Source organism: Agromyces tardus, assembly GCF_003710805.1.
GTDB lineage: Bacteria > Actinomycetota > Actinomycetes > Actinomycetales > Microbacteriaceae > Agromyces > Agromyces tardus.
This window is the reverse complement of sequence record NZ_RHHB01000001.1, coordinates 274,748-293,405: the sequence shown is the minus strand read 5'-3', so window position 1 is coordinate 293,405 and position 18,658 is coordinate 274,748. Positions and strand designations below refer to the sequence as shown.

General features: G+C 68.3%; 15 protein-coding genes. 8 read left to right on the top strand and 7 right to left on the bottom strand.

All coding sequences use genetic code 11. The features are described from left to right. Window positions 1-14 precede the first annotated feature (14 nt). Window positions 15-797 (top strand): hypothetical protein, encoded by a 783-nt coding sequence (locus EDM22_RS19925; RefSeq protein ID WP_245989083.1) that lies wholly within the window; start codon window positions 15-17, stop codon window positions 795-797. A gap of 132 nt (window positions 798-929) precedes the next feature. On the opposite strand, the gene EDM22_RS19390 is transcribed toward EDM22_RS19925, so the two are convergent. Continuing rightward, window positions 930-1,673: a helix-turn-helix transcriptional regulator gene (locus EDM22_RS19390; protein ID WP_170963960.1), complete on the bottom strand. Its 744-nt coding sequence runs from the start codon at window positions 1,671-1,673 to the stop codon at window positions 930-932. A 138-nt stretch (window positions 1,674-1,811) separates the two neighbouring features. Here EDM22_RS19390 and EDM22_RS19385 point away from each other — a divergent pair, with 138 nt between their 5' ends. Next, on the top strand, window positions 1,812-2,501 hold the full coding sequence (locus tag EDM22_RS19385; protein WP_170963959.1) for a hypothetical protein: 690 nt from the start codon (window positions 1,812-1,814) through the stop codon (window positions 2,499-2,501). Between the two features lie 28 nt (window positions 2,502-2,529). Here the strand turns inward: EDM22_RS19385 and EDM22_RS01355 are convergent, their stop codons facing one another. Both EDM22_RS01355 and EDM22_RS01350 read right to left on the bottom strand, forming a co-directional pair. Continuing rightward, window positions 2,530-5,808 (bottom strand): glucan 1,4-alpha-glucosidase, encoded by a 3,279-nt coding sequence (locus tag EDM22_RS01355; RefSeq protein WP_138707999.1) that lies wholly within the window; start codon window positions 5,806-5,808, stop codon window positions 2,530-2,532. Window positions 5,809-5,888: 80 nt separating this feature from the next. After that, window positions 5,889-6,443 carry a hypothetical protein gene (locus tag EDM22_RS01350; RefSeq protein WP_245989082.1) on the bottom strand — a complete coding sequence of 185 codons (555 nt, stop codon included), beginning with the start codon at window positions 6,441-6,443 and terminating at the stop codon, window positions 5,889-5,891. Window positions 6,444-6,560: 117 nt separating this feature from the next. Here EDM22_RS01350 and EDM22_RS01345 point away from each other — a divergent pair, with 117 nt between their 5' ends. Genes EDM22_RS01345 through EDM22_RS01335 form a run of 3 tightly spaced genes read left to right on the top strand, consistent with a single transcriptional unit; the run spans window position 6,561 to window position 8,890 of the window. After that, the gene (locus EDM22_RS01345) at window positions 6,561-7,427 is read left to right on the top strand and encodes an alpha/beta fold hydrolase (protein WP_122935216.1); all 867 of its coding nucleotides are present in this window, start codon (window positions 6,561-6,563) and stop codon (window positions 7,425-7,427) included. Between the two features lie 32 nt (window positions 7,428-7,459). Further along, the gene (locus tag EDM22_RS01340; protein ID WP_122935215.1) at window positions 7,460-8,257 is read left to right on the top strand and encodes a strictosidine synthase; all 798 of its coding nucleotides are present in this window, start codon (window positions 7,460-7,462) and stop codon (window positions 8,255-8,257) included. A gap of 33 nt (window positions 8,258-8,290) precedes the next feature. Further along, on the top strand, window positions 8,291-8,890 hold the full coding sequence (locus EDM22_RS01335) for a TetR/AcrR family transcriptional regulator (protein ID WP_122935214.1): 600 nt from the start codon (window positions 8,291-8,293) through the stop codon (window positions 8,888-8,890). A gap of 87 nt (window positions 8,891-8,977) precedes the next feature. Here the strand turns inward: EDM22_RS01335 and EDM22_RS01330 are convergent, their stop codons facing one another. Beyond that, a complete protein-coding gene (locus EDM22_RS01330; protein ID WP_122935213.1) occupies window positions 8,978-11,578 on the bottom strand; it encodes an ATP-dependent Clp protease ATP-binding subunit in 2,601 nt (866 codons plus the stop codon). Window positions 11,579-11,992: 414 nt separating this feature from the next. On the opposite strand from EDM22_RS01330, the gene EDM22_RS01325 reads away from it, so the two are divergent. Together EDM22_RS01325 and EDM22_RS01320 are read left to right on the top strand one after the other, a co-directional pair. Next, complete coding sequence (locus tag EDM22_RS01325) at window positions 11,993-12,601, top strand: hypothetical protein (RefSeq protein WP_138707998.1); 609 nt, start codon at window positions 11,993-11,995, stop codon at window positions 12,599-12,601. Continuing rightward, window positions 12,598-14,187: a hypothetical protein gene (locus tag EDM22_RS01320; RefSeq protein ID WP_122935211.1), complete on the top strand. Its 1,590-nt coding sequence runs from the start codon at window positions 12,598-12,600 to the stop codon at window positions 14,185-14,187. The genes EDM22_RS01325 and EDM22_RS01320 overlap by 4 nt, the downstream gene beginning before the upstream one ends. 213 nt (window positions 14,188-14,400) lie before the next feature. On the opposite strand, the gene EDM22_RS01315 is transcribed toward EDM22_RS01320, so the two are convergent. Then, window positions 14,401-14,892, bottom strand: coding sequence for a hypothetical protein (locus tag EDM22_RS01315; RefSeq protein WP_138707997.1), 492 nt, complete (start codon window positions 14,890-14,892; stop codon window positions 14,401-14,403). 508 nt (window positions 14,893-15,400) lie between these two features. On the opposite strand from EDM22_RS01315, the gene EDM22_RS01310 reads away from it, so the two are divergent. Then, window positions 15,401-15,724, top strand: a complete 324-nt coding sequence (locus EDM22_RS01310) for a hypothetical protein (RefSeq protein ID WP_138707996.1) — start codon at window positions 15,401-15,403, stop codon at window positions 15,722-15,724. A gap of 43 nt (window positions 15,725-15,767) precedes the next feature. On the opposite strand, the gene EDM22_RS01305 is transcribed toward EDM22_RS01310, so the two are convergent. Next, window positions 15,768-17,018, bottom strand: coding sequence for an ROK family protein (locus EDM22_RS01305; protein WP_122935208.1), 1,251 nt, complete (start codon window positions 17,016-17,018; stop codon window positions 15,768-15,770). Continuing rightward, window positions 17,002-18,657, bottom strand: a complete 1,656-nt coding sequence (locus EDM22_RS01300; protein ID WP_122935207.1) for a glycoside hydrolase family 5 protein — start codon at window positions 18,655-18,657, stop codon at window positions 17,002-17,004. Before EDM22_RS01300 ends, EDM22_RS01305 begins: the two co-directional genes overlap by 17 nt. Between the last annotated feature and the right edge of the window lies 1 nt (window position 18,658).

Below are 18,658 nucleotides of genomic sequence, written 5' to 3'. Positions count from 1 at the left end.
CGAACGGAGGCGCGGTGCGCGACGACGAGTACATCGAGCAGGAGCTGCGGCGCGAACCCGGCCTCGCCGACGAATGGCTGCGGCAGAACAACCTCATGTACGGCGGCCTCGTCGGCATCAGCGTCGTGCTCGCGCAGCCCCTGATCACGGATGCCGCTCCGTCGCCGCTCGGGCTGACGAGCCTCATCCTCTTCGCCGTCGCCATCCCGATGCTCGCCGCGCTGATCATGCTGAACGGGCAGGAGCTGTACCGCCATCGCCTCGCGTCGTCGCGCAGCGTGACCGTGGCGCGCTCGCTCGCGATGGGCACCGCGTTCGCCGGCATCGTCACGACGTTCTGGGACGTCAGCTGGATCGCCGGGGCGGTGCTGCTCGGCAGCGCGTTCGTGGCGATGCTGGTGCACGGCGCGGGGTACTCCGGCGTCGAGGGAGTGCTGCGATGGGGCGACCGATCGTGGCGCCCAGCGGGGCGGAAGGCGGCCGGCGCCCCCGTCGGCGAGGGAGCTGCCGGCTCGTTCACCCTGTGCTGCCTGCTCTGGGCCCGGCCGGGACTCGAGGACGACCTCGTCGCCTACGAGGATCGCGTGCTCGCACTGCTTGCGGACTACGGCGTCCAGGTGATCGAGCGGCTGCGCAGCGATCGCGGGCCGGAGCATCCGACCGAGGTCCAGCTCTACGCGGTCCCGAGCCAGGAACTGCTCGACGCGTACCTCGCCGACCCCCGGCGGCTCGAGCTCACCGCAGAGCGCGACCGGGTGGTGGCACGCACCGAGCTGTTCCGCGTGCCGCTCGGGTAGCGCCGCGACGGCGAACGCCCGGACTCGGGGCGAGCGCCTGACGGGTGAGCGTGGTCTCGATACGCGCTGCGCGCTCCTCGACCGGCAGGGGCCTCGATACGCGCTGCGCGCTCCTCGACCGGCGAGCGGTGTTCAGGACGGTGCCGCCGCGCGCCAGCGCACCGCGATCAGGGTGCGACTGTCGCACTCGAGCGCGACGAACAGGTCGCCGACGTGCTTGCGGACCGTCCGCTCGGTGAGGCCCAGGCGAGCGCCGATCTGCCCGTTCGTCAGGCCGAGCTCGACGAGCGCGGCGACCTGCCGCTGTCGCGGCGTGAGGCGTCGGGGTGCGGCGTCCGTCACTCGGGCACGCGACTGCAGCGACTCGATCGCGGCGCGGAACGCGAGTGCCGCGGCGACCGCGGTGCGGAACAGTTCGAGGGCGACGACCTCGTCGTCGGTGAAGTCGGCCCGATCGCGCCAGAGCGACATCAGCACCATCCGGTGCGGCGTTCGTTCGAGGGGCAGCGCGACCTGGTACCGCGAGGCCCTCGGCTGCAGCAGCCGCTCGTAGACCTCGCTGTGCTGGAACCGCTCGAGGTCGACCACGTCGGTGAGCCGCGACGTGCTGGGCGTGCTCGTGACGATGTGCGCGAAGTACGGGTGCGTGCCGATGAGCCGCTGCCACTCGGCGGTCTCGGCGGCGGTGAGCGGGGCGGAGCCGCGCAACGCCACCTCGGCAGGAACCTCGCTGCCGAGCGACATCATCGAGACGCTGAGCACCGTCGCACCGATGTGGCGGTCGAGGAGCGCGAGCGCCTCCGGCATGACCTCGGCTCCCTCCGCGCCAGCGCGGGCGAGACTGATGACGTCGGCTTCGAAACGGGCCCCCACCATGCGCGTATTCTCCTCCCCTCGCGCGGTGATCGCCTTCAGGGCCAGCACCGAGCACCTCGTGTCGTGCCGTGAGCCGTCGGGCGACAGTGGCGGAAGCGCCACCAGACAGGGGCCTCCAGCCGGATCTAGGGTGCGACCATGTCCAGCATCGAGATCCGAACGGTCCTCCTCGCCGCGACCGGCTGCCTGCTGCTCGCGACCACCGCCTGCGCTCCCTCCGGCGCCGCCGGCGAAGCCCAGTCCACCGCCGACGCGTCGGCGTCGCCATCCGCGAAGGCACCGGAGAGCGCCGATGCGGCCGCGCCGGCGACGGTCGAGGGCACCTTCGCGTTCACCGACGGCACGACGATCGGCATCCTCGCGGCGCCGTGGAACACGACCGACCGCATCCAGGGCCAGCTCGTGCATCAGCTCCCCGTCCCGCCCGGCACGCCCCCCGACGACGAGGTCTGGAGCGACCTCATCGCCTACGTACCCGACGTGGCATATGCGCCGGGGTCGACGGAGCCCGAAGCCGTTCCGGCCGACCCAGTGGCGTGGACGCTGTCGCACCCCGACCTCGAGATCCTCGACCAGCGCGAGGTCATGGTCGACGGCGTGGCCGCCACCCAGATCGACGCCAGGGCGAAGACGGAGACGGGCTGGCTGGCCGTCGAGGCGATGCCGTTCGGGTGGGGCGGCGACGAACGCGTGGTGCTGGTGCCGCTCGACGGGTCGTGGCTCGTGGTGCGCGGCAGCACCTTCCAACCGGATGTCTCCTTCGCCGACGACCTGCCGCCCGGTGATGGCTTCAGCGTGGCGCTCGAGTCGATCGACCTGCCCGACTGAGCGTGTCCCCGGTTCCTCGGCTCGAGGACTACCCCAGCGGCACGTACGGCAGCACCACGGGCGACCCTGCGCGCCAGTCGAGCACCGTCGACTGTGTCGCGCCGTCGGGCACGAGCACGTCGATGGTGTTGGGGTCGCGCGTGTCGGTGTCGTGCGCGTCGGTGTCGCCGGTCCACACGCCGGCGCCGCCGCCGAAGCGGTACTCCTTGATCCAGCCGAACCCGATGTCGGGGCTCGTGTTCCAGTAGTCGAAGTCGTAGACCGGCCGGATGCCGCCGGTGCCCTCGCCGTTCGGATCCGCGTGCGACATCAGGGCGACCTGGTACGTCGCGCTCGCGAGGTCGACCCCGTCGAACACGCCCTTCGGCACCGACATCGCGATCTGGTGCGTCGCGGGCAGCACGAGCAGGGTGGCGTTCGCGAGCACCGCGTCGGTCGCATCGCGCACGGCAGGCTGGATGAATCCCGATCCGCCGACGACGAAGTCGTACGGGTGGGCGAGGTTCGCGTTGGTGCCGGGCCGGGCCGCGACGGCGGCGCCCGCGGCATCCGTGCTCACGTAGACGTCCACCCGCTGCACCGACATCTGGTTGCCGCCCCACGGGTTGTTGATCTCACCCGCGAGCGTCGTGACGAAGTTGATCGAGTTGCCGTCGTCGTAGACGCCGAGCTGGGTGAGGTCGAACGCGCCGGGGTTGAAGGCGCCGTTCGTCGGGTACACGTAGTCGCCCGGGCCGTTGTCGTCGCCCGTGGGGTCGTCGACCGTGCCGACCGCCGTGCCGAAGTTCGTCGACGTGATCCGCACCTGCACGGCCGTCGTGCCGCCGTCGGCGCCCACCGCCACCACGGTGATGGTGTTCGCGCCGAGCACGACGGGCACCTCCGCGGTGAAGGCGCCCCCGATGACGGATGCCTCGACGGCGTGCCCGCCGACCGCCACCCACACGGATGCCGCGTCGGTCGAGCCCGCGACCGTGACGGTCGACTCGGTGGTGACGGCGCCGGCGACCGGCTCCGTGACGGTGAGGCTCGGTCCGGCCGGAAGCGCGCCGCCGGCGTAGCGGTCGGCGACGACGGAGGGCGTCGCGACCGGCCTGCCTGCGTCGATCGACTGGGCGAGCCGCACGAACGCGGCCATCGACCAGGCCAGCGGCGTCGCCGAGCCGGTGCCCTCGCCGAGCACGAAGCCCGCGGCATCCGGCTGGTCCCAGACCTGCTCGGGGATCATGTACCCGTCGTTGGCGGTTGCGGCCATCGTGTCGAGGAACGTCGTGGCCGAGCGGCCGTTCGCGAGCTCGTACTCGCCCCGCTCACCCGACAGGAGCGGCCAGAGCCGGCCGATGCCGGTGCCGTCGTAGGGCGACCCGTCGGCCTTCTCGCCGTAGCCGTCGTGGTTGTAGCGGTACCAGAGCGCGCCGTTCGGGGTGTCGACCTTGATCGTCGCATCGACCTCGGGGAGCGATTCGATGATCGCGGCATCCGCGGCCGGCTTCACGCCGAGGCGCACCAGGTCGAGGAACCCGGCATCGACGATCGTGCGCTCGTCCCACGCGCCGCCGCCGTTGTTGATGTCGAGCGTGTGCCCGTCGTTCGGGTCGCCGTTGTCGTCGATGCGCTCGTAGTACTGCCCGTTGCCGAGCGGGCCCGTGGTGGTGAACGTCCAGCCCTGCACCTTGCGCTGCCAGTCGTCGGCCACGCCCGTGTAGATGGCGGCGGATGCCTCGTCGCCGTTCGTCTCGGCGATCGACGCGGCGGCCGTGAGTCCGGCGATCTCGGCGGCGATGGTGCTCGGCGAGTAGCCGCCCTCCTCCTCCCAGCGCTCCTGCGGCGTCGACGGGCCGTGGGCGACCAGGAAGTCGGCGGCGGTCTTCACGTGCTCGGCCCAGGTCGTGGCATCCGTTCGCCCGAGCGACCAGGCCAGCACGATCGGGAACGCGACCTCGTCGAGCTGCAGGCCACCCCAGTACGGGGTGCCGTCGAGCAGCGAGTTCTGCGGGAACGACCCGTCGCTCTTCTGCTGCACGTCGAAGAGGTAGTCGAGGGAGCGGTTCGCGGCATCCGAATCGCCGAGTGCGATCTGCGCGGTCGCGACCTGGTAGAGGTCGCGCGCCCACACGAGGTGGTACCCGCCGACGCCGGCCTCGTTCGCGTTCTGCGCCTGGCCCCACGGAATCGTGAGCGAGGCGATGTTCGCGCCCCGGTAGGTCTTGTCCTCGTGCGCCTTCAGCGTCATCGCGGCGACCTGGTACTGGGTGGTGAGCCCGGCATCGCCGACCACGCTCGCCGGCGGCGCGCTGACGCTGTCGAGGTAGGCGTGCCAGCCGTCGGCGTAGGCCGCGGCGGCTGCGTCGGCGCCCTTGCCGGCCGTGCCGAGGCTCGCGAGGGCGGTCTTGCGTGCAGCGTCGGCGGATGCCCCGAATCCGAGCACGAGGGTCGCGGAGGCGTTCTTCGCGGGCCCCGTGAGCTTCAGCTCGGCGGTCTGCACGACGTTGCCGTCGAGCGCCTGCGCGTAGCGATTGTCGAGGCGGCGATCGCCGGCGAGGTCGGTCCAGCCGTCGCTGACGCCGGCGAACCCGTTGGACGTCGCGACGAAGCCCTTGTCGGCGACGAGGGCGCTGGCGATGGGGTCAGCACCGGTGCCGGGGTCGCCGGCCAAGTCTTCCGCGACGAGGGCTCCGCGCCAGAACCGCGCCGAATCGTGCCGGCCGCTGTTGGCCAGCGACGGGTCGTACTGGGCGAACACCCGATAGGTGCCGCCGTCGAGCGAGCGGACCGACAGGTCGATGATCACGCTCGAGCGCGCGGGATCGGTGAACGTCGTCTTGACGATCTGGTACCGGCCGTCCTTGTCGGTATTGGTCTGCGTGTACACGAGCGCCCGCGGGTCGGCGAGGCTCACCTCGTGCGTCGTGTCGCGAGACTCGAGGTCGGTGAACGTCGAGCCGTCGGTGACGATGAGCTCGAGGCTGCGGCTGTTCGCCACGTCGACCCGTGGGTAGTAGACCTCGGCGAGCGTGCCCTCCGAGAGGGTGTACCAGACCTTGGAGTCCGGGGTCGTGGAGGTGCCGACCCCCTGCTTGGCTCCCGTGGTCCAGGTCGCCTGGGCGCCTGGGGCACCCGGCGCCTGCGTCGGTTGTGGCGCGGCGCTCGCGGCTGCGGCCCCACCGAACAGCGCGGCGCCGACGAGCGCCATCGCGGCGACGGATGCCGCAGCGCGGCGCCTGCGCCCGCTGCCGATCCCCCGGCTGCTGGTCCCCCGACCCGCCGATTCCGATCCCGCACCTGCCGACCACCCCGTCGAACGCATCGTCACTCCTCATCGAGTTCGCTGTGACCCGGTCAGCATAGGCGCGGCCAGAGGCGACCGCCAGAGGCGACCGCCAGAGGTCAGAACCGCGCCGGGAAGGTGAACAGCACGATGAGCCCGCTCACGGCGATGAGGCCGGCCAGCCCGAGCATGATCCACGCGGCGACGTGGTGGATGTCGCGCTGGGCCATCGCGGTCAGGAAGAGCACGAGCGCGAACAGCACGGTCAACAGCGAATAGTTGTCGCCTCGCTCGGTATCTTCGAGCGCGTCCGCGAAGCACGCCTCCGCGTACGCGGAGCGTTCCGCGCTCTGCTCGGTGCCCGGCGGCACGTACTCGGCCATCGCGAACGGGCCGGGCTCGGACTCCCCGTCGGCCTGCCAGGCGTCGAAGGCGACCCGGAAGTGCGGCGTGAACCGGGCCTCGATCTCGTCGGCGAGCGCAGTGTCGCCCTGCGCGGTGGCGGTCACCCATTCGGCGTAGATGATCAGGTCGACCACGCGGGCCTCACGGGCCTGACCGTCGGCGTCGGTCGCCTCGACCCGGGCGGCGGATGCCTCGGCGAACGCGATCGCACGCTCGCCGCTCCACTTCGAGGCCTGGAAGCCGCACCACGCGGTGAGGATGGCGGTCACCGATCGGATGCCGCGCCCACCATGAACCGGGCGACTTGCTTGACAACTTTACTGAGTTGACTCATAATTGAGCGTACTCGGCTTTATGGATCGAGACTCATCAGAAGGAGCACGCTCATGAGCATCACGGATACCCCGAACGCCCCGGTCAACACCTCGTACGCACAGGCGCCTGCCCGCACCGTCGACGTCGGCGACGTCACGTACACCTACCGCGAGCTGGGACCGAAGGGCGGCATCCCCGTCGTCTTCTTCGTCCACCTCGCCGCGAACCTCGACAACTGGGATCCCCGCATCGTCGACCCGATCGCCAAGGACCACCACGTCATCACCTTCGACAACCGCGGCGTCGGCGCGTCCAGCGGCGACGTGCCCGACACCGTCGAGGCGATGGCCGACGACGCGTACACCTTCATCCGCGCGCTCGGGTTCGACAAGATCGACGTCTTCTCCTTCTCGCTCGGCGGCATGATCGCCCAGGCGCTCGTGGCCAAGCATCCCGAGCTGGTGCGCAAGCTCATCCTCACCGGCACCGGCCCCGCCGGCGGCACGGACATCGACAAGGTCGCCGGCACCACCTACTTCGACATCCTGCGTGCCGCGCTGACCCGGTCCGACCCGAAGGAGTTCCTGTTCTTCAACCGCAACGCCACCGGCAAGCCCGCCGCGAAGGCATTCGTGAAGCGGCTCCAGGAGCGCACCGTCGACCGTGACACGCCGGTCACGGCGAAGGCGTTCCAGACGCAGCTGAAGGCGATCAAGAAGTGGGGACGGTCGGCACCCGCCGACCTGTCGAAGCTCACCCAGCCCACCCTGATCGCCAACGGCGACAACGACCGCATGGTGCCCTCGGTGCTCTCCGAAGACCTGCACCGCCGCATCGCCGGATCCGAGCTGATCATCTACCCCGACTCCGGACACGGCGGCATCTTCCAGTTCCACGACAGGTTCGCCCCCATCGCGGTCGAATTCCTCGCCCGCTGACCGGCATCCGAAACCACCAGAAAGACCGGACCATGACCATCAGGACCCAGTACACGAAGAAGCCCTTCGCATCATCGATCCTGCTCTGGATGCGCACTGACCAGCCCCGCCAGCAGGGAATGGACTACTGGAAGGGTCCGCACTCGAAGATCATCTCGGCAACCCCCGGGATGGACGAGTACCGGCAGATCCATCTCGCCGCCATCAACCCCGGCCTGTGGCCCGCCACACCGGGCGTCGAGACGACCATCCCCACCGATCGCAGGATCGACGGGGTCGCCGACGTCACATTCCAGTCGGTCCTGTCGCCGCTCCGTGGCCGCAAGCAGACCCGACTCGCCTACGAAGACGAGATCAACGTGTTCCGGCGCACCCTGCTCTACGCCGGCCCGCCGAACTCGATGCGCTGGTATCACGTCGCGCGACCTGGCGAGCAGACCGGGGCTCGAGTCCTGGTCTACCTCAGGAGACGAGAGGGCGTCGGCGGCCGACAATTCCGCAAGCACCTCACCGACGAGCTCGTGCCCGCTCTCGCGAACACGGGCGCGCTGACCGAGTTGCGAACCCAAGTGTTCATGCCCTGGAACGAGAGGCTCTGGGACACACCGAACGTCGCCCACGACAACCCCGCCGACCAGCGGTTCCACGCCTCGCTGATGCTGGGCTTCCCTGGCGCATCCGAGCGGGCGGCCTTCTTCGACAGCGAGGAGCTCGCGAAGCTCTCGGACGGGCTCCCGGAGTTCGCCTCCGCCATCCACGCCTACGAGGTCTCCGAGGCATTGACGTATGTCCGCGAGAGCCGAGTCCTCCCCGACTATGTTCGTAACTGAGCACAGTCAGATCGAATCGCTGGAGGACCCGACATGGCACTGGCCACCCCACCGGTCGGACGACGCGAGCGGAACAAGCAGGCCAAGCTCGAACGCATCACCGCCGCGGCGCGAGAACTCTTCGCCGAGCACGGTGTCGACGAGGTGACCACGCAGCAGATCGCCGAGAAGGCCGACATCGGCACCGGCACCTTGTTCCTCTATGCCAAGACCAAGGGCGAGCTGCTCCTGCTGGTGCAGAACTCCGGCTACGTCGACGCGCTCGAAGAGGGAAGGGCCGCCGCCCAGAGCATCCCCGATGCACTCGACGCGGTGATGGCGATCATCCGTCCGATCGTGGAGTGCAACCGCATCCAGGTCGACAACGGGCGCACCTACCTTCGTGAGCTCGTCTTCGGCGACCCAGAGGAGCCGCACCACCGCGACGCCCTCGCGCTGACCGTCCAGACCGAGGAGGCGATCGCCGGCGTGCTGCGACGCGACGACCTGGTCGACTCTGATGACGCTGCGACGCTCGCCCGCGTCATCTCGGCGATCATGTTCATCAGCATGGCGACCCCGGCGAATGTCGCCAGCACCGTCGACGACATCCTGCAGGAGATCAGCGACCAGGTGCGGGTTCTCCTCCCCTGAGCAGGACGAAGGCCCGGCCCTCGTGATGAGGACCGGGCCTTCCGTGCCGGTTCGTCCGGTAGCTCGGTACCGCCGGAAGCCGCGGAACTATGCCGCGATCGGCAGCTCCACGGTCGCCCGCGGCACCGGCACGACGACGAACGCGCCGTCGGCGGCGTCCACGCGCACGCCCTCGCCGTCGCCGAGCGCACCGCTCACGAACAGGTCGCTGATGCGGTCGTCGATCTCGCGCTGGATCACGCGACGCAGCGGACGGGCACCGTACTCGGGCTCATATCCGAGCTCCGCGAGGAGCTCCACCGCGGCATCCGTCACCTCGAACTCGACCTCACGAGCGGCGAGCCGCTTCGAGGTCGCGCCGAGCATGAGGCGCACGATCTGGGAGAGCTCGTCAGCGCCGAGCTTCTGGAACAGCACGATCTCGTCGATGCGGTTCAGGAACTCGGGCCGCATGGCCTCGCGCACCTTGCCCATGACGCGGTTGCGCACGTCATCCGCAGACGAGAACCCGGAGCCGTCCGTCGAAGCGACGAAACCGAGCGCACCCGATCGCGACGCGAGGAACTCCGAACCGAGGTTCGAGGTCATCACGATCACCGTGTTGCGGAAGTCGACCGTGCGACCCTGGCCGTCGGTCAGGCGTCCGTCGTCGAGCACCTGCAGCAGCAGGTTGAACACGTCAGGGTGCGCCTTCTCGATCTCGTCGAACAGCACGATCGAGTACGGGTTGCGCCGAACGCGCTCGGTGAGCTGCCCGGCCTCGTCGTAACCGACATAGCCGGGAGGGGCGCCGACGAGCCGCGAGACAGTGTGCCGCTCGCCGAACTCGCTCATGTCGAAGCGCACGATCGCCTGCTCGTCGTCGAAGAGCGACGACGCCAGCGCACGCGCCAGCTCGGTCTTGCCGACACCCGTCGGCCCGAGGAACAGGAACGATCCGACGGGACGCTTGGCGTCGCCCATGCCGGTGCGACTACGGCGCACGGCCTTCGCGACCGCGGTGACCGCGTCGTCCTGGCCAATGACGCGCGCGTGCAGCTCGCCCTCGAGGTCGCCGAGACGCTCGCGCTCGCTCTCGGTGAGGCGGTTCACCGGAATCCCGGTGGCCCGCGAGATCACCGCGGCGATCTCGGCCTCGTCGATCACGGTCGAGCGGTCGGCAGGGTCAGCGGATGCCGCGGCGCGGCCGGAAGCCGTCACCTCGTCGAGCTTCGCCTGCACCTTCGAGATCTCGTCACGGATGCGCGACGCCTCCTCGTAGTGCTCGGCGCCGACGGCGGCGTTCTTGTCCGCCTCGAGGTCGGCGAGCCGCGCGATGAGCGCGGAGACATCCGTCTTCACGCCGAGCCGCAGGCGCAGCCGCGCCCCGGCCTGGTCGATGAGGTCGATGGCCTTGTCGGGCAGGACCCGGTCGGTGAGGTACCTGGCCGAGAGCTCGACGGCCGCCCGCAGCGCGGCATCCGTGTACTCGACGCCGTGGTGCTCCTCGTAGGCGGGCTTGAGTCCGTGCAGGATGAGCACGGCGTCCTCGATCGAGGGCTCGCCGACCTTCACCGGCTGGAACCGGCGCTCGAGCGCGGGGTCCTTCTCGATGGTGCGGTACTCCTTGAGCGTGGTCGCACCCACGAGGTGCAGCTCGCCGCGCGCGAGGCGGGGCTTCAGGATGTTGCCCGCGTCGGTGCCGCCGTCGCCCGAGCCGCCCGCGCCGACCACGGTGTGGATCTCATCGATGAAGATGATGAGCTCGCCCTTGTGCGCGGCGATCTCCTCCATAGTCTTGGTGAGGCGCTCCTCGAAGTCGCCGCGGTAGCGGGTGCCGGCGAGCATGCCGGGGAGGTCGAGCGAGATCACTCGCTTCTCAAGCAGCGCCTCGGGCACGGACTCCTCGACGATCGCGCGGGCGAGGCCCTCGACGATCGCGGTCTTGCCGACGCCGGCCTCGCCGATCAGCACGGGGTTGTTCTTCGTGCGGCGGCTGAGGATCTCGATGGTCTGCTCGATCTCGTCGACGCGTCCGATCACCGGGTCGAGCTCGCCGTTCTCGGCGAGGGCCGTGAGGTCTGTGCCGAACTTGTCGAGCATCGGCGTCTCGCTCTCCCCCGCCCGTCGAGTAGGCGCGCCAGCGCCGTATCGAGACCCGTCCTCGTCAGCGTTGTCGCCCATGACCGTCTCGCGCACGCTCTGCGTGAGCGCCTCAGCGGTCACGCCTGCGCGCGCCAACACCTGGCCGGCCGGCGCATCCTGTCCCAGCACGAGCGCGAAGAACAGGTGCTCGGGGTCGATGTACGTCGACCCGCTCGACCGCGCCACCTGGTACGCGTGGAACAGCGCCCGGCTTGCGCTCGGCGTGATCGTAGCAGCGTTGATATCCGCCACATCGGATGCCGCAGGCAGCCGCGCCTCGGTCGCCGTGATGATGCGCTCGGGGGCGACGCCGATGCGGCTGATCGCCTGCTTGACGCTCTCGTCCTCGACGATCACGCGCAGGATGTGCAGAGCGTCGAGCTCGGTCTGGCCGCGCTCGAGCGCGAAGCGTCCTGCCTGCTGCAGGATGCCTTGCGTGCGGGCGGTCAGGAACCGGCTGAGGTCGATCGACCGAGCCTGACGCGCCTGCTCACCCGCAAGGTACCGGCTGAGGAACTCGTCGAACGAGCTCGCGCCGGCTTCGGGGTTGAAGTCTTCGGGCACCAATCCTCCTGGGGACTTGAGTTGGGTACGCTCAAGTTCAACGCGGAGGCGGCGCGGGTATTCCATGCACTGGAATTCCGGCTGTAGCGAGCAACGACGATGGTCTCGGCATCGCAACTCGTCTGTCTTCCCGCCACTTGCCGTCGAGGTTTTCGCGCTCGCGGCCCAAGCCCACACCGCGCCCCGATCCGGACGAGGTGTTCGAGTGGATCACTGAGGGCCAGAAGCCGAAGCCCGGCACGGGCGGCTCCACCAACACGGGCGACTAACCGTCATACCGACCGCAGACGGAGTGTGTTAAGTGGAACTGACCCGCCCCTCCTCGCCCGCCCGCCCGCCGCCACAATGGAATCGGGACACCCCGAAGCCATAGCCTGACCGACCGTCATCTTGAACCGCAGTAGGGTACGGATCATGGCCGGAATGCAGGGTGAGGCTTTGCATGCTAAGGGGGCGGACGGCGCTCGGCGTGCGAAGCGGTGGTTGGAGTCAACAACTCGGGTCAATGCCCAATGGGTGAACCCCAATGCTGCTGCGATTCCAAAGTTGGAGTTCTCGTGGCCTGAAGGGGGTCGGACCTTCAGCTTTGACCTCGGCGGTCTTTTCAAGTACGACGAGTTCGACGGTCAGACGTTCTATGCCGAATCCAAGATGTATTCGGACTCCAGCAACCTTCCTGGCCATTACGAGGAGTTCCTCGCAAAGTGCTATGTCGCGTATCTTGACCGCGCGATGTTCTGCGACCACTTCATGTGGATCTCATGGAGTCCACACACTGCATCGAGGTGGTCCACGCACACGAGCGAGGAGACGGTTCGTGCTGCTGTGATAGCCCAACGCAAGCGGATCTTTGGGGATTTGGACGAAGCCACTGCCGAAGGGTTGGTCGATGACGCCGTTGTGTCGGAGGTCGCGAGCAGACTCTGGTTAATCATCTTGTCCGAGCGGCAGGAGCAGTTGGTGATCACACCCGGGCACCGTGGCCTGATCGAAGCCTACGAAGCTGAGAAAGCGTCGTCATGACTAAGACCGCCCTCGATTACTCGCAGATGATTCGTGAAGCACTGGCCGATCCATCGCCGCGGGATTCCGTCGACCGAGTGAAGACCGCTGTAGCCAAGGAACTCGAGGCGCTCGACGCATCTGCTCAGGTCAAGTCGACGAACTACTTCAACCACACGTTCGCGCCCGACTTCGTGTTGCGGTGGAGGGACAACACGGAGCGCAGCGTCTTCATACGCATCACCGATGAGCCGGAGTGGCTTGCAGAAGACATCAGCTATGTAACGGCGCATGCGCCCCTTGTGCTCGACCTCTCGCAACGTCCGAAAGACACCGACCTCGGAGTGCTTCGCGACGCAGCAGCAGAGCATCAAGCAATGGTGAGCGGGCCCGAGGCCCTCGAACGGTTGATCGACCGAAAGCCGGACGACTCAACTGCGACCATGGTGTCCAACGCATTGGCGCAAGGTGGTCGCGGGCTCTTCGTTCAAGATGAAGCGGTCGAGTTCGCGCAGGCTGTCGCGTCCGGTTTCGATGCCGCGGCTCAGGCAGAAACAGCACGCACCGCCTCGGCTGTCGAAGAGATCACAGAGAATCTCGGAGAGGTCCAGGCGTCGCGGATGACGCGCGTCCTGCAAGCAGTGTGGGAGGGCAGTGACGGAAGACTGGAGGATTTCCCCGGAACTCGTGACCTCAGTGGCCGGCTTAACCTCGATTCCCTGCGCTACTTGCTGAATTACATGGACAGTGGCGACCGAACTTTCTGGCAGCGAATTGGTCGGGGGGTCAGGCTCCGTGACCTAACAGAGCTTGGTATCGAACTGCCCAACCCCAACGTCTCACGTCTCATTCAGGCTAACCTCGACGTGCTCCAGGCGCGGGCGTGTGCCGTCTTCGGCAACCCGATGGCGATCGACGGTGCGGACGCAGTGGAGCTTACGTGGTCGATACGCGACCGATTCCTAACCCTCGAAGGACCGAGCTACTTCGTTCTCACCAGCGAGTCGAAGGAAGAAATCGAACCCAAAATCAGGCCGGGGCAACCTGTGCCCAGCATCGATGACTTTATTGAACGAGCAGACCCCGATGCATTGGATGAGGTCACCCTCCGTACTGGAACCGAACTCGTGATCGTCCATAACGAGGAAGGTCCAATCAATGGTGACCGGCTGACGGAGGTTGCGGGTCAGCGTGCGACCACAACAGGAGTCGAGAAGGCAAAGGTCAAGTCCCCCACGGGTCGCGTGACGGTCGATTTCAGAACCGCAACAGGAACGCGCCAGACACGATCGAATCTTCTGATGGCGGACCTGCTCCAAGCCACTATCCCTCTTGTCCTGACTCTCGAAGACGATGACCGAGAATCACTGGCCGAGTTCCTCGCTTACGAAGGGGTTAGTGAGGATGTCACGGCGGTGGCGCTTGACATGGACGGCCTGAGCGAGGACGACGGCGAAGCCGCCGACGAGGCCTTCGTGGACGATCAAGTCCCAGTCGGCGAGTCAGTCGACCCAGAGGTGATGGGCGACGAGGGGGCAACGCTCACGATGGAGGAGATCCTCGATGCGATCGCTCGCTTCGATAATGAAGGACCAAGCCAAGATTGACCTATTCCGTCGAAGCAACCCCGCCTGTTTCGATAAGGTTGTCGCGCCAATCGTCCGGCTCAATGGCGCGGAGCCACAGCTCTGCAGGAAATGTGCGCATGCTCGCCGAGGGCGTGACGGATGCCCCGTCGTCCGCGGCTGAGGTACTTCTGTTCGCCGAAGGAAGACTGCGAGCCTTCAGCTCGCCCGTCGCAGCATCACCGCTGACTACACCTACGGTCCCGACGCGCCTTGCAGGAGATCCGGCCAGGCGACGGCGACGACCGCCACCCCGATCGCGGCGGCACCGAAGAACAATAGACCGTAGGTCCAAGCCTTGTACATCGGCCACATGGGGATGACTCGATCGAGCAAACCCGCGTCTATCCGGGTCTCGTTCCGACGCTTCCTCCAGGGCTCGCCGTGGATACGCAGCGCCTCCGGAAAATCGGCTTCCAAGTCCCGCAAGAGGTGAGCATCTGTGAGCTCAGCCTGACGATGGCGCCCCATCAGACCCACCGTCAGGATCGTCACCAGTAGCGACAGGGAGCAGGCCACCAGTCGAGCAAGCGTCGCCGTATCGCCGCCGAGTGCGATTGTGAAGAGGAACGCCTGCGCAGTAAGGCTAAGAACGGGCACCTGCCATAACAGGTTGTCCCACTGCAATCGGCGGGCCGCGACAGTGCCATACACCGAGTTGCTTGCTTCAAAGTCAGACGCAGTCATGGACATATCGTGCCGCAGGTTCTCCCCGCATCGGCACACATTCTGAGGCACTGACATCACCAACTCGATCCATGGTTGCGTCAGAGCCCCCCGGCCGCGGTCGCCCCCCTCGACTCGGGCAACCGGTCCGCGAACTCTTCCACGACGAAGGGGTCATAGCTCATCACCAACACCGCGCATGAAGATCCGACAGGGCCCGTCCCTGGTGTCGCCACCGTCGGCGTCGGCGAGAAGCCCACCCCCCTCCAGGTGCGCTGCCTCACCCCGCGCCGAGTCCAGCACGACCTGCTGCACTCCGTCGCCATCCCCCACACCGACGATCGATCCGGGGCCAGTCTCCGTCACGCCGGAGGACGTGGCCGAGCGGTACCTCAGCATTGTCTGCCCGACGAACGCAACAGCCGACGCCCTGACTGCTGCCTTTAGAGCGGCCGAGGATGAGTTTCTCAATGGGGGGGCACCAGACCCGGCGGCCGTGTAGGCCGCCGCCCAGGCGCAGATGGACTCCGTGCGCGTCCAGATCGAGCTTTTCGACGATGAGTACCACCTCTGGCCCGACGAGGTCTCCGACGAGATCACGGTGCTACGCGACTTCGACATCGCCGCGCTCGGTACGCTCAGTTCGATCGTGAACACCCCGGATTATCAGACGGCCTACTACGCCGTCTGGCCGGACGGCACGGAATCGCAGGCTGCGGCGCAGGAGGTCCGATATCAACTCGGCTTGGGAGCCGACACGGAGGCGACCTGCGTCGACTACCAAGACGCGCACGTTGGACTCATCGCGGAAAAGCAGGAGCGCGAAGCACAGCTCGCGGCTCAAGACGAGTAGCACGGCTCAGGATCGCCAGACATCCGCCCGGAGCGAACTCCCCTCAGCCCGCCGACCGCGCCGCACGACTCTGCTCGGCCGCGAGCGGCGCTGCGATGAGGGACTCGAGGGGCATCACCGCGGCGCCGATCGCCACGGTGTCGCCGCCGAACGTGCAGGGCAGCAGGGTGAACTGTTCGGCCGGCCTGCGCAGTGCGGCCGCCTTGGCGGTGGACTCGATGCGTTCACTGAGCCGCTCCATCAGGCGAATGCCGACCCAGCCTCCGATGATCACGCGCTCGGGGTTGTAGAGGTTCACGAGCCCGCCCAGGGCGACCCCGAGGTTCGCGACCACCTCGTCGACGACCTGCCCCGCTGTGGCGTCGCCGGCCTCCGTCGCATCGAGCAGCCTGCCGATCGCGCCCCATCCGCTGCCCTCGAAGGAACCGCCGAGCTCCGCCCACCGGTCGAGGATCGCCCCCGCGCCGAGGTACGCCTCGACGCATCCGCGCCGGCCGCAGCGGCACACCGGTCCGGTGCGATCAAGCGAAACGTGACCCCACTCGGATGCGCTGCTCGCGTGGCCGCGGTACACCTCGCCGCCGGCGATGACGCCGAGACCGACGCCGCGCCCGAGCAGTGCCACGACGGCATGTTGCACGCCGCGTGCAGCACCGAACCACTGCTCCGCCTTCGCCTGCGTCTTCGCCCCGTTCTCGGCGATGAGCGGCAGGTCGTGGCCGAGCAGCGGTCGCACCGCCACGGGTGGCCAGCCGAGGCTCTCGGCGTAGAGCGTCTGCGCGCCGGCCGCATCCGTCTCGACGATGCCCGGAAGGCCGAGTCCCACGCCGACGACCCGCGACCAGCGGCCGAGGTTGCGCAGGCGAAGCGCCTCGACCGCGTCGGTGAGATCGCGCCCGATCGCGTCGGGCGACTCCTCGAAGCGACCGCCGCGGAACTCCTGGTCGACGCGGTGCATCGTGAGGTCGAACATCTCGACCGCGACGCCGCGCTCACCCACGTCGGCGCCGATGAAGTAGGCCCCGTCGGCGACGGGCTCGAGCAGCGAGGTCGGACGCCCGCCCTGCGAGGCGAGCAGTCCCGTCTCGGCGATGAGCCCCTCGGCGATGAGGTCGCCCACGATGTTGGTCGCCGAGGCCGACGACAGGCCGTTCGCCGTGGCGATCTCGGCGCGAGTGGCGCTGCCGTCGGTGATGAGCTGCGTGAGTGCCGCCGAGCGGTTCTGCACCCGCAACGACTTGATCGTGGGCGACTGCCGCCCCAGTCGCCGCTCGCCGTCAGGCGGAGTGGGCATGCTCATGATCGTCCAACGCTACCAACGGGTACTCGGCGCCATCGGCGACGATCCAGGCGAGTGTCATAGCGGCATCGGCGGTCACGCGGATGCCGCGGGCAACGCGCTCGATCGTGGCGGGAACGGGCTCCCGGTCGGGTCCGAGGGGCGTGTACTCCGCGGCATCCGTCTCGCCGCCGAGATCGAAGACGAGCCACTCGCCCGGCGCCAGGTCGACGACGATCCGCTCGTCGGCGCGGAAGGGCCCTCCGGCCCGATGCTCGAACGGGTTGTCGGGGTGCGGCCCGTGGGTGGCGAAGCGCAACGCGACCCGGTCGCCCGCCCGGAGGTTCGCAACCGCGGGATCCAACGCGGAGTCCAGCGCGCGATCCACTGCGGGATCGCCCGTGGGCTCGGCGGCCCCACCGAAGGACTCGCCCGCCCCGTCGAACCCGTAGGCCCAGGCGGGAATCACCACCGGCCGATCGCCCGTGACGGCGGCGACCACCTCTGGGCGCAAGATGCAGCGGTCGATCGCGATGGCGTCGAGCAGCTCATCGAACACGGCTCGCGCCTCGTCCCGTGTGAGCCGTGACTCGCCGCCGATGCTCGCGATCACATCGTCCCAGCGCTCGGGAGCGACCACCGACGCGGGCGAGGTGAGCGTGTCGAGCTTCTTCCACGGCCACAGGTTCCAGCCGATGCCGTGCGCCTCGTAGAGGCGGAACGCCGCGTACAGCCACTCGAGGTTGTGCTCCCCGCCCTCGCCCATGTAGATCGGCAGCCCGAGGCGCTCGCGTGCCTCGAGGAACGGCGCGATGCTCGCGACATCCGCCGGCGACCAGTACTTGTGGAACTGCAGCGCCGAGTTCTCGTCCCACACGTCGGTGAAGATGCTCCAGTTGGTGGCCCAGTGCGACCCCTCGTACATGACGAGGTGGCGCTGGTCGATCTCGCGGATCGCCGCGGTGAGGTCGCGGTAGAGCTCGGCGAGTTCGTCGGCGTAGCGATGCTGCCACTCGTTGGGCAGTGGTTCGTTCAGCAGGTCGTAGCCGAGCACGACGGGTTCGTCGCGGTAGCGACGCGCGAGCTCGCGCCAGAGCTCGATCGTCTGCCGCCGGTACCGCTCCTCCATGAACAGCTCCGGCAGGTTGTTCGGCGAATCATCGATGTTCGTGCCGGTCTGGCCACCGGGTGCGCCGTGCAGGTCGAGCAGCACCCAGAGCCGGTGGTCTCGGCACCAGTCGATGAGGCGGTCGATGAGCGCGTACCCGCCCTCGATCGGCCGGCCGGCCGCATCCTGCACGACCCGTGCGTTGATCGGCAGGCGCACGTGATCGAAGCCCAGGTCCGCGATCGCGGCGATGTCGTGCTCGGTGACGTACCGGTCGCGGAATCCGCGCCAGAAGGCCTCGGCATCGGATGCCCCGACGAGGCGTTCGACGAGCGCCTCGATCTCCCGCGGCGACTCGGCACCCGGCCCGAACCGCCACATGTACCCCTCGGGCAGCAGCCAGTTGCCGAGCCCCACGCCGCGCAGCAGCAGCGGCCGTCCGTCGCCGTCGACGAGCTCGGTGCCCTCGCGCCGGACGAACCCGGTGAAGGTCGCAGGACGACGCGCGAACGTGCGGGCGGATGACTGGGTCGCAGGGTTGGGCACG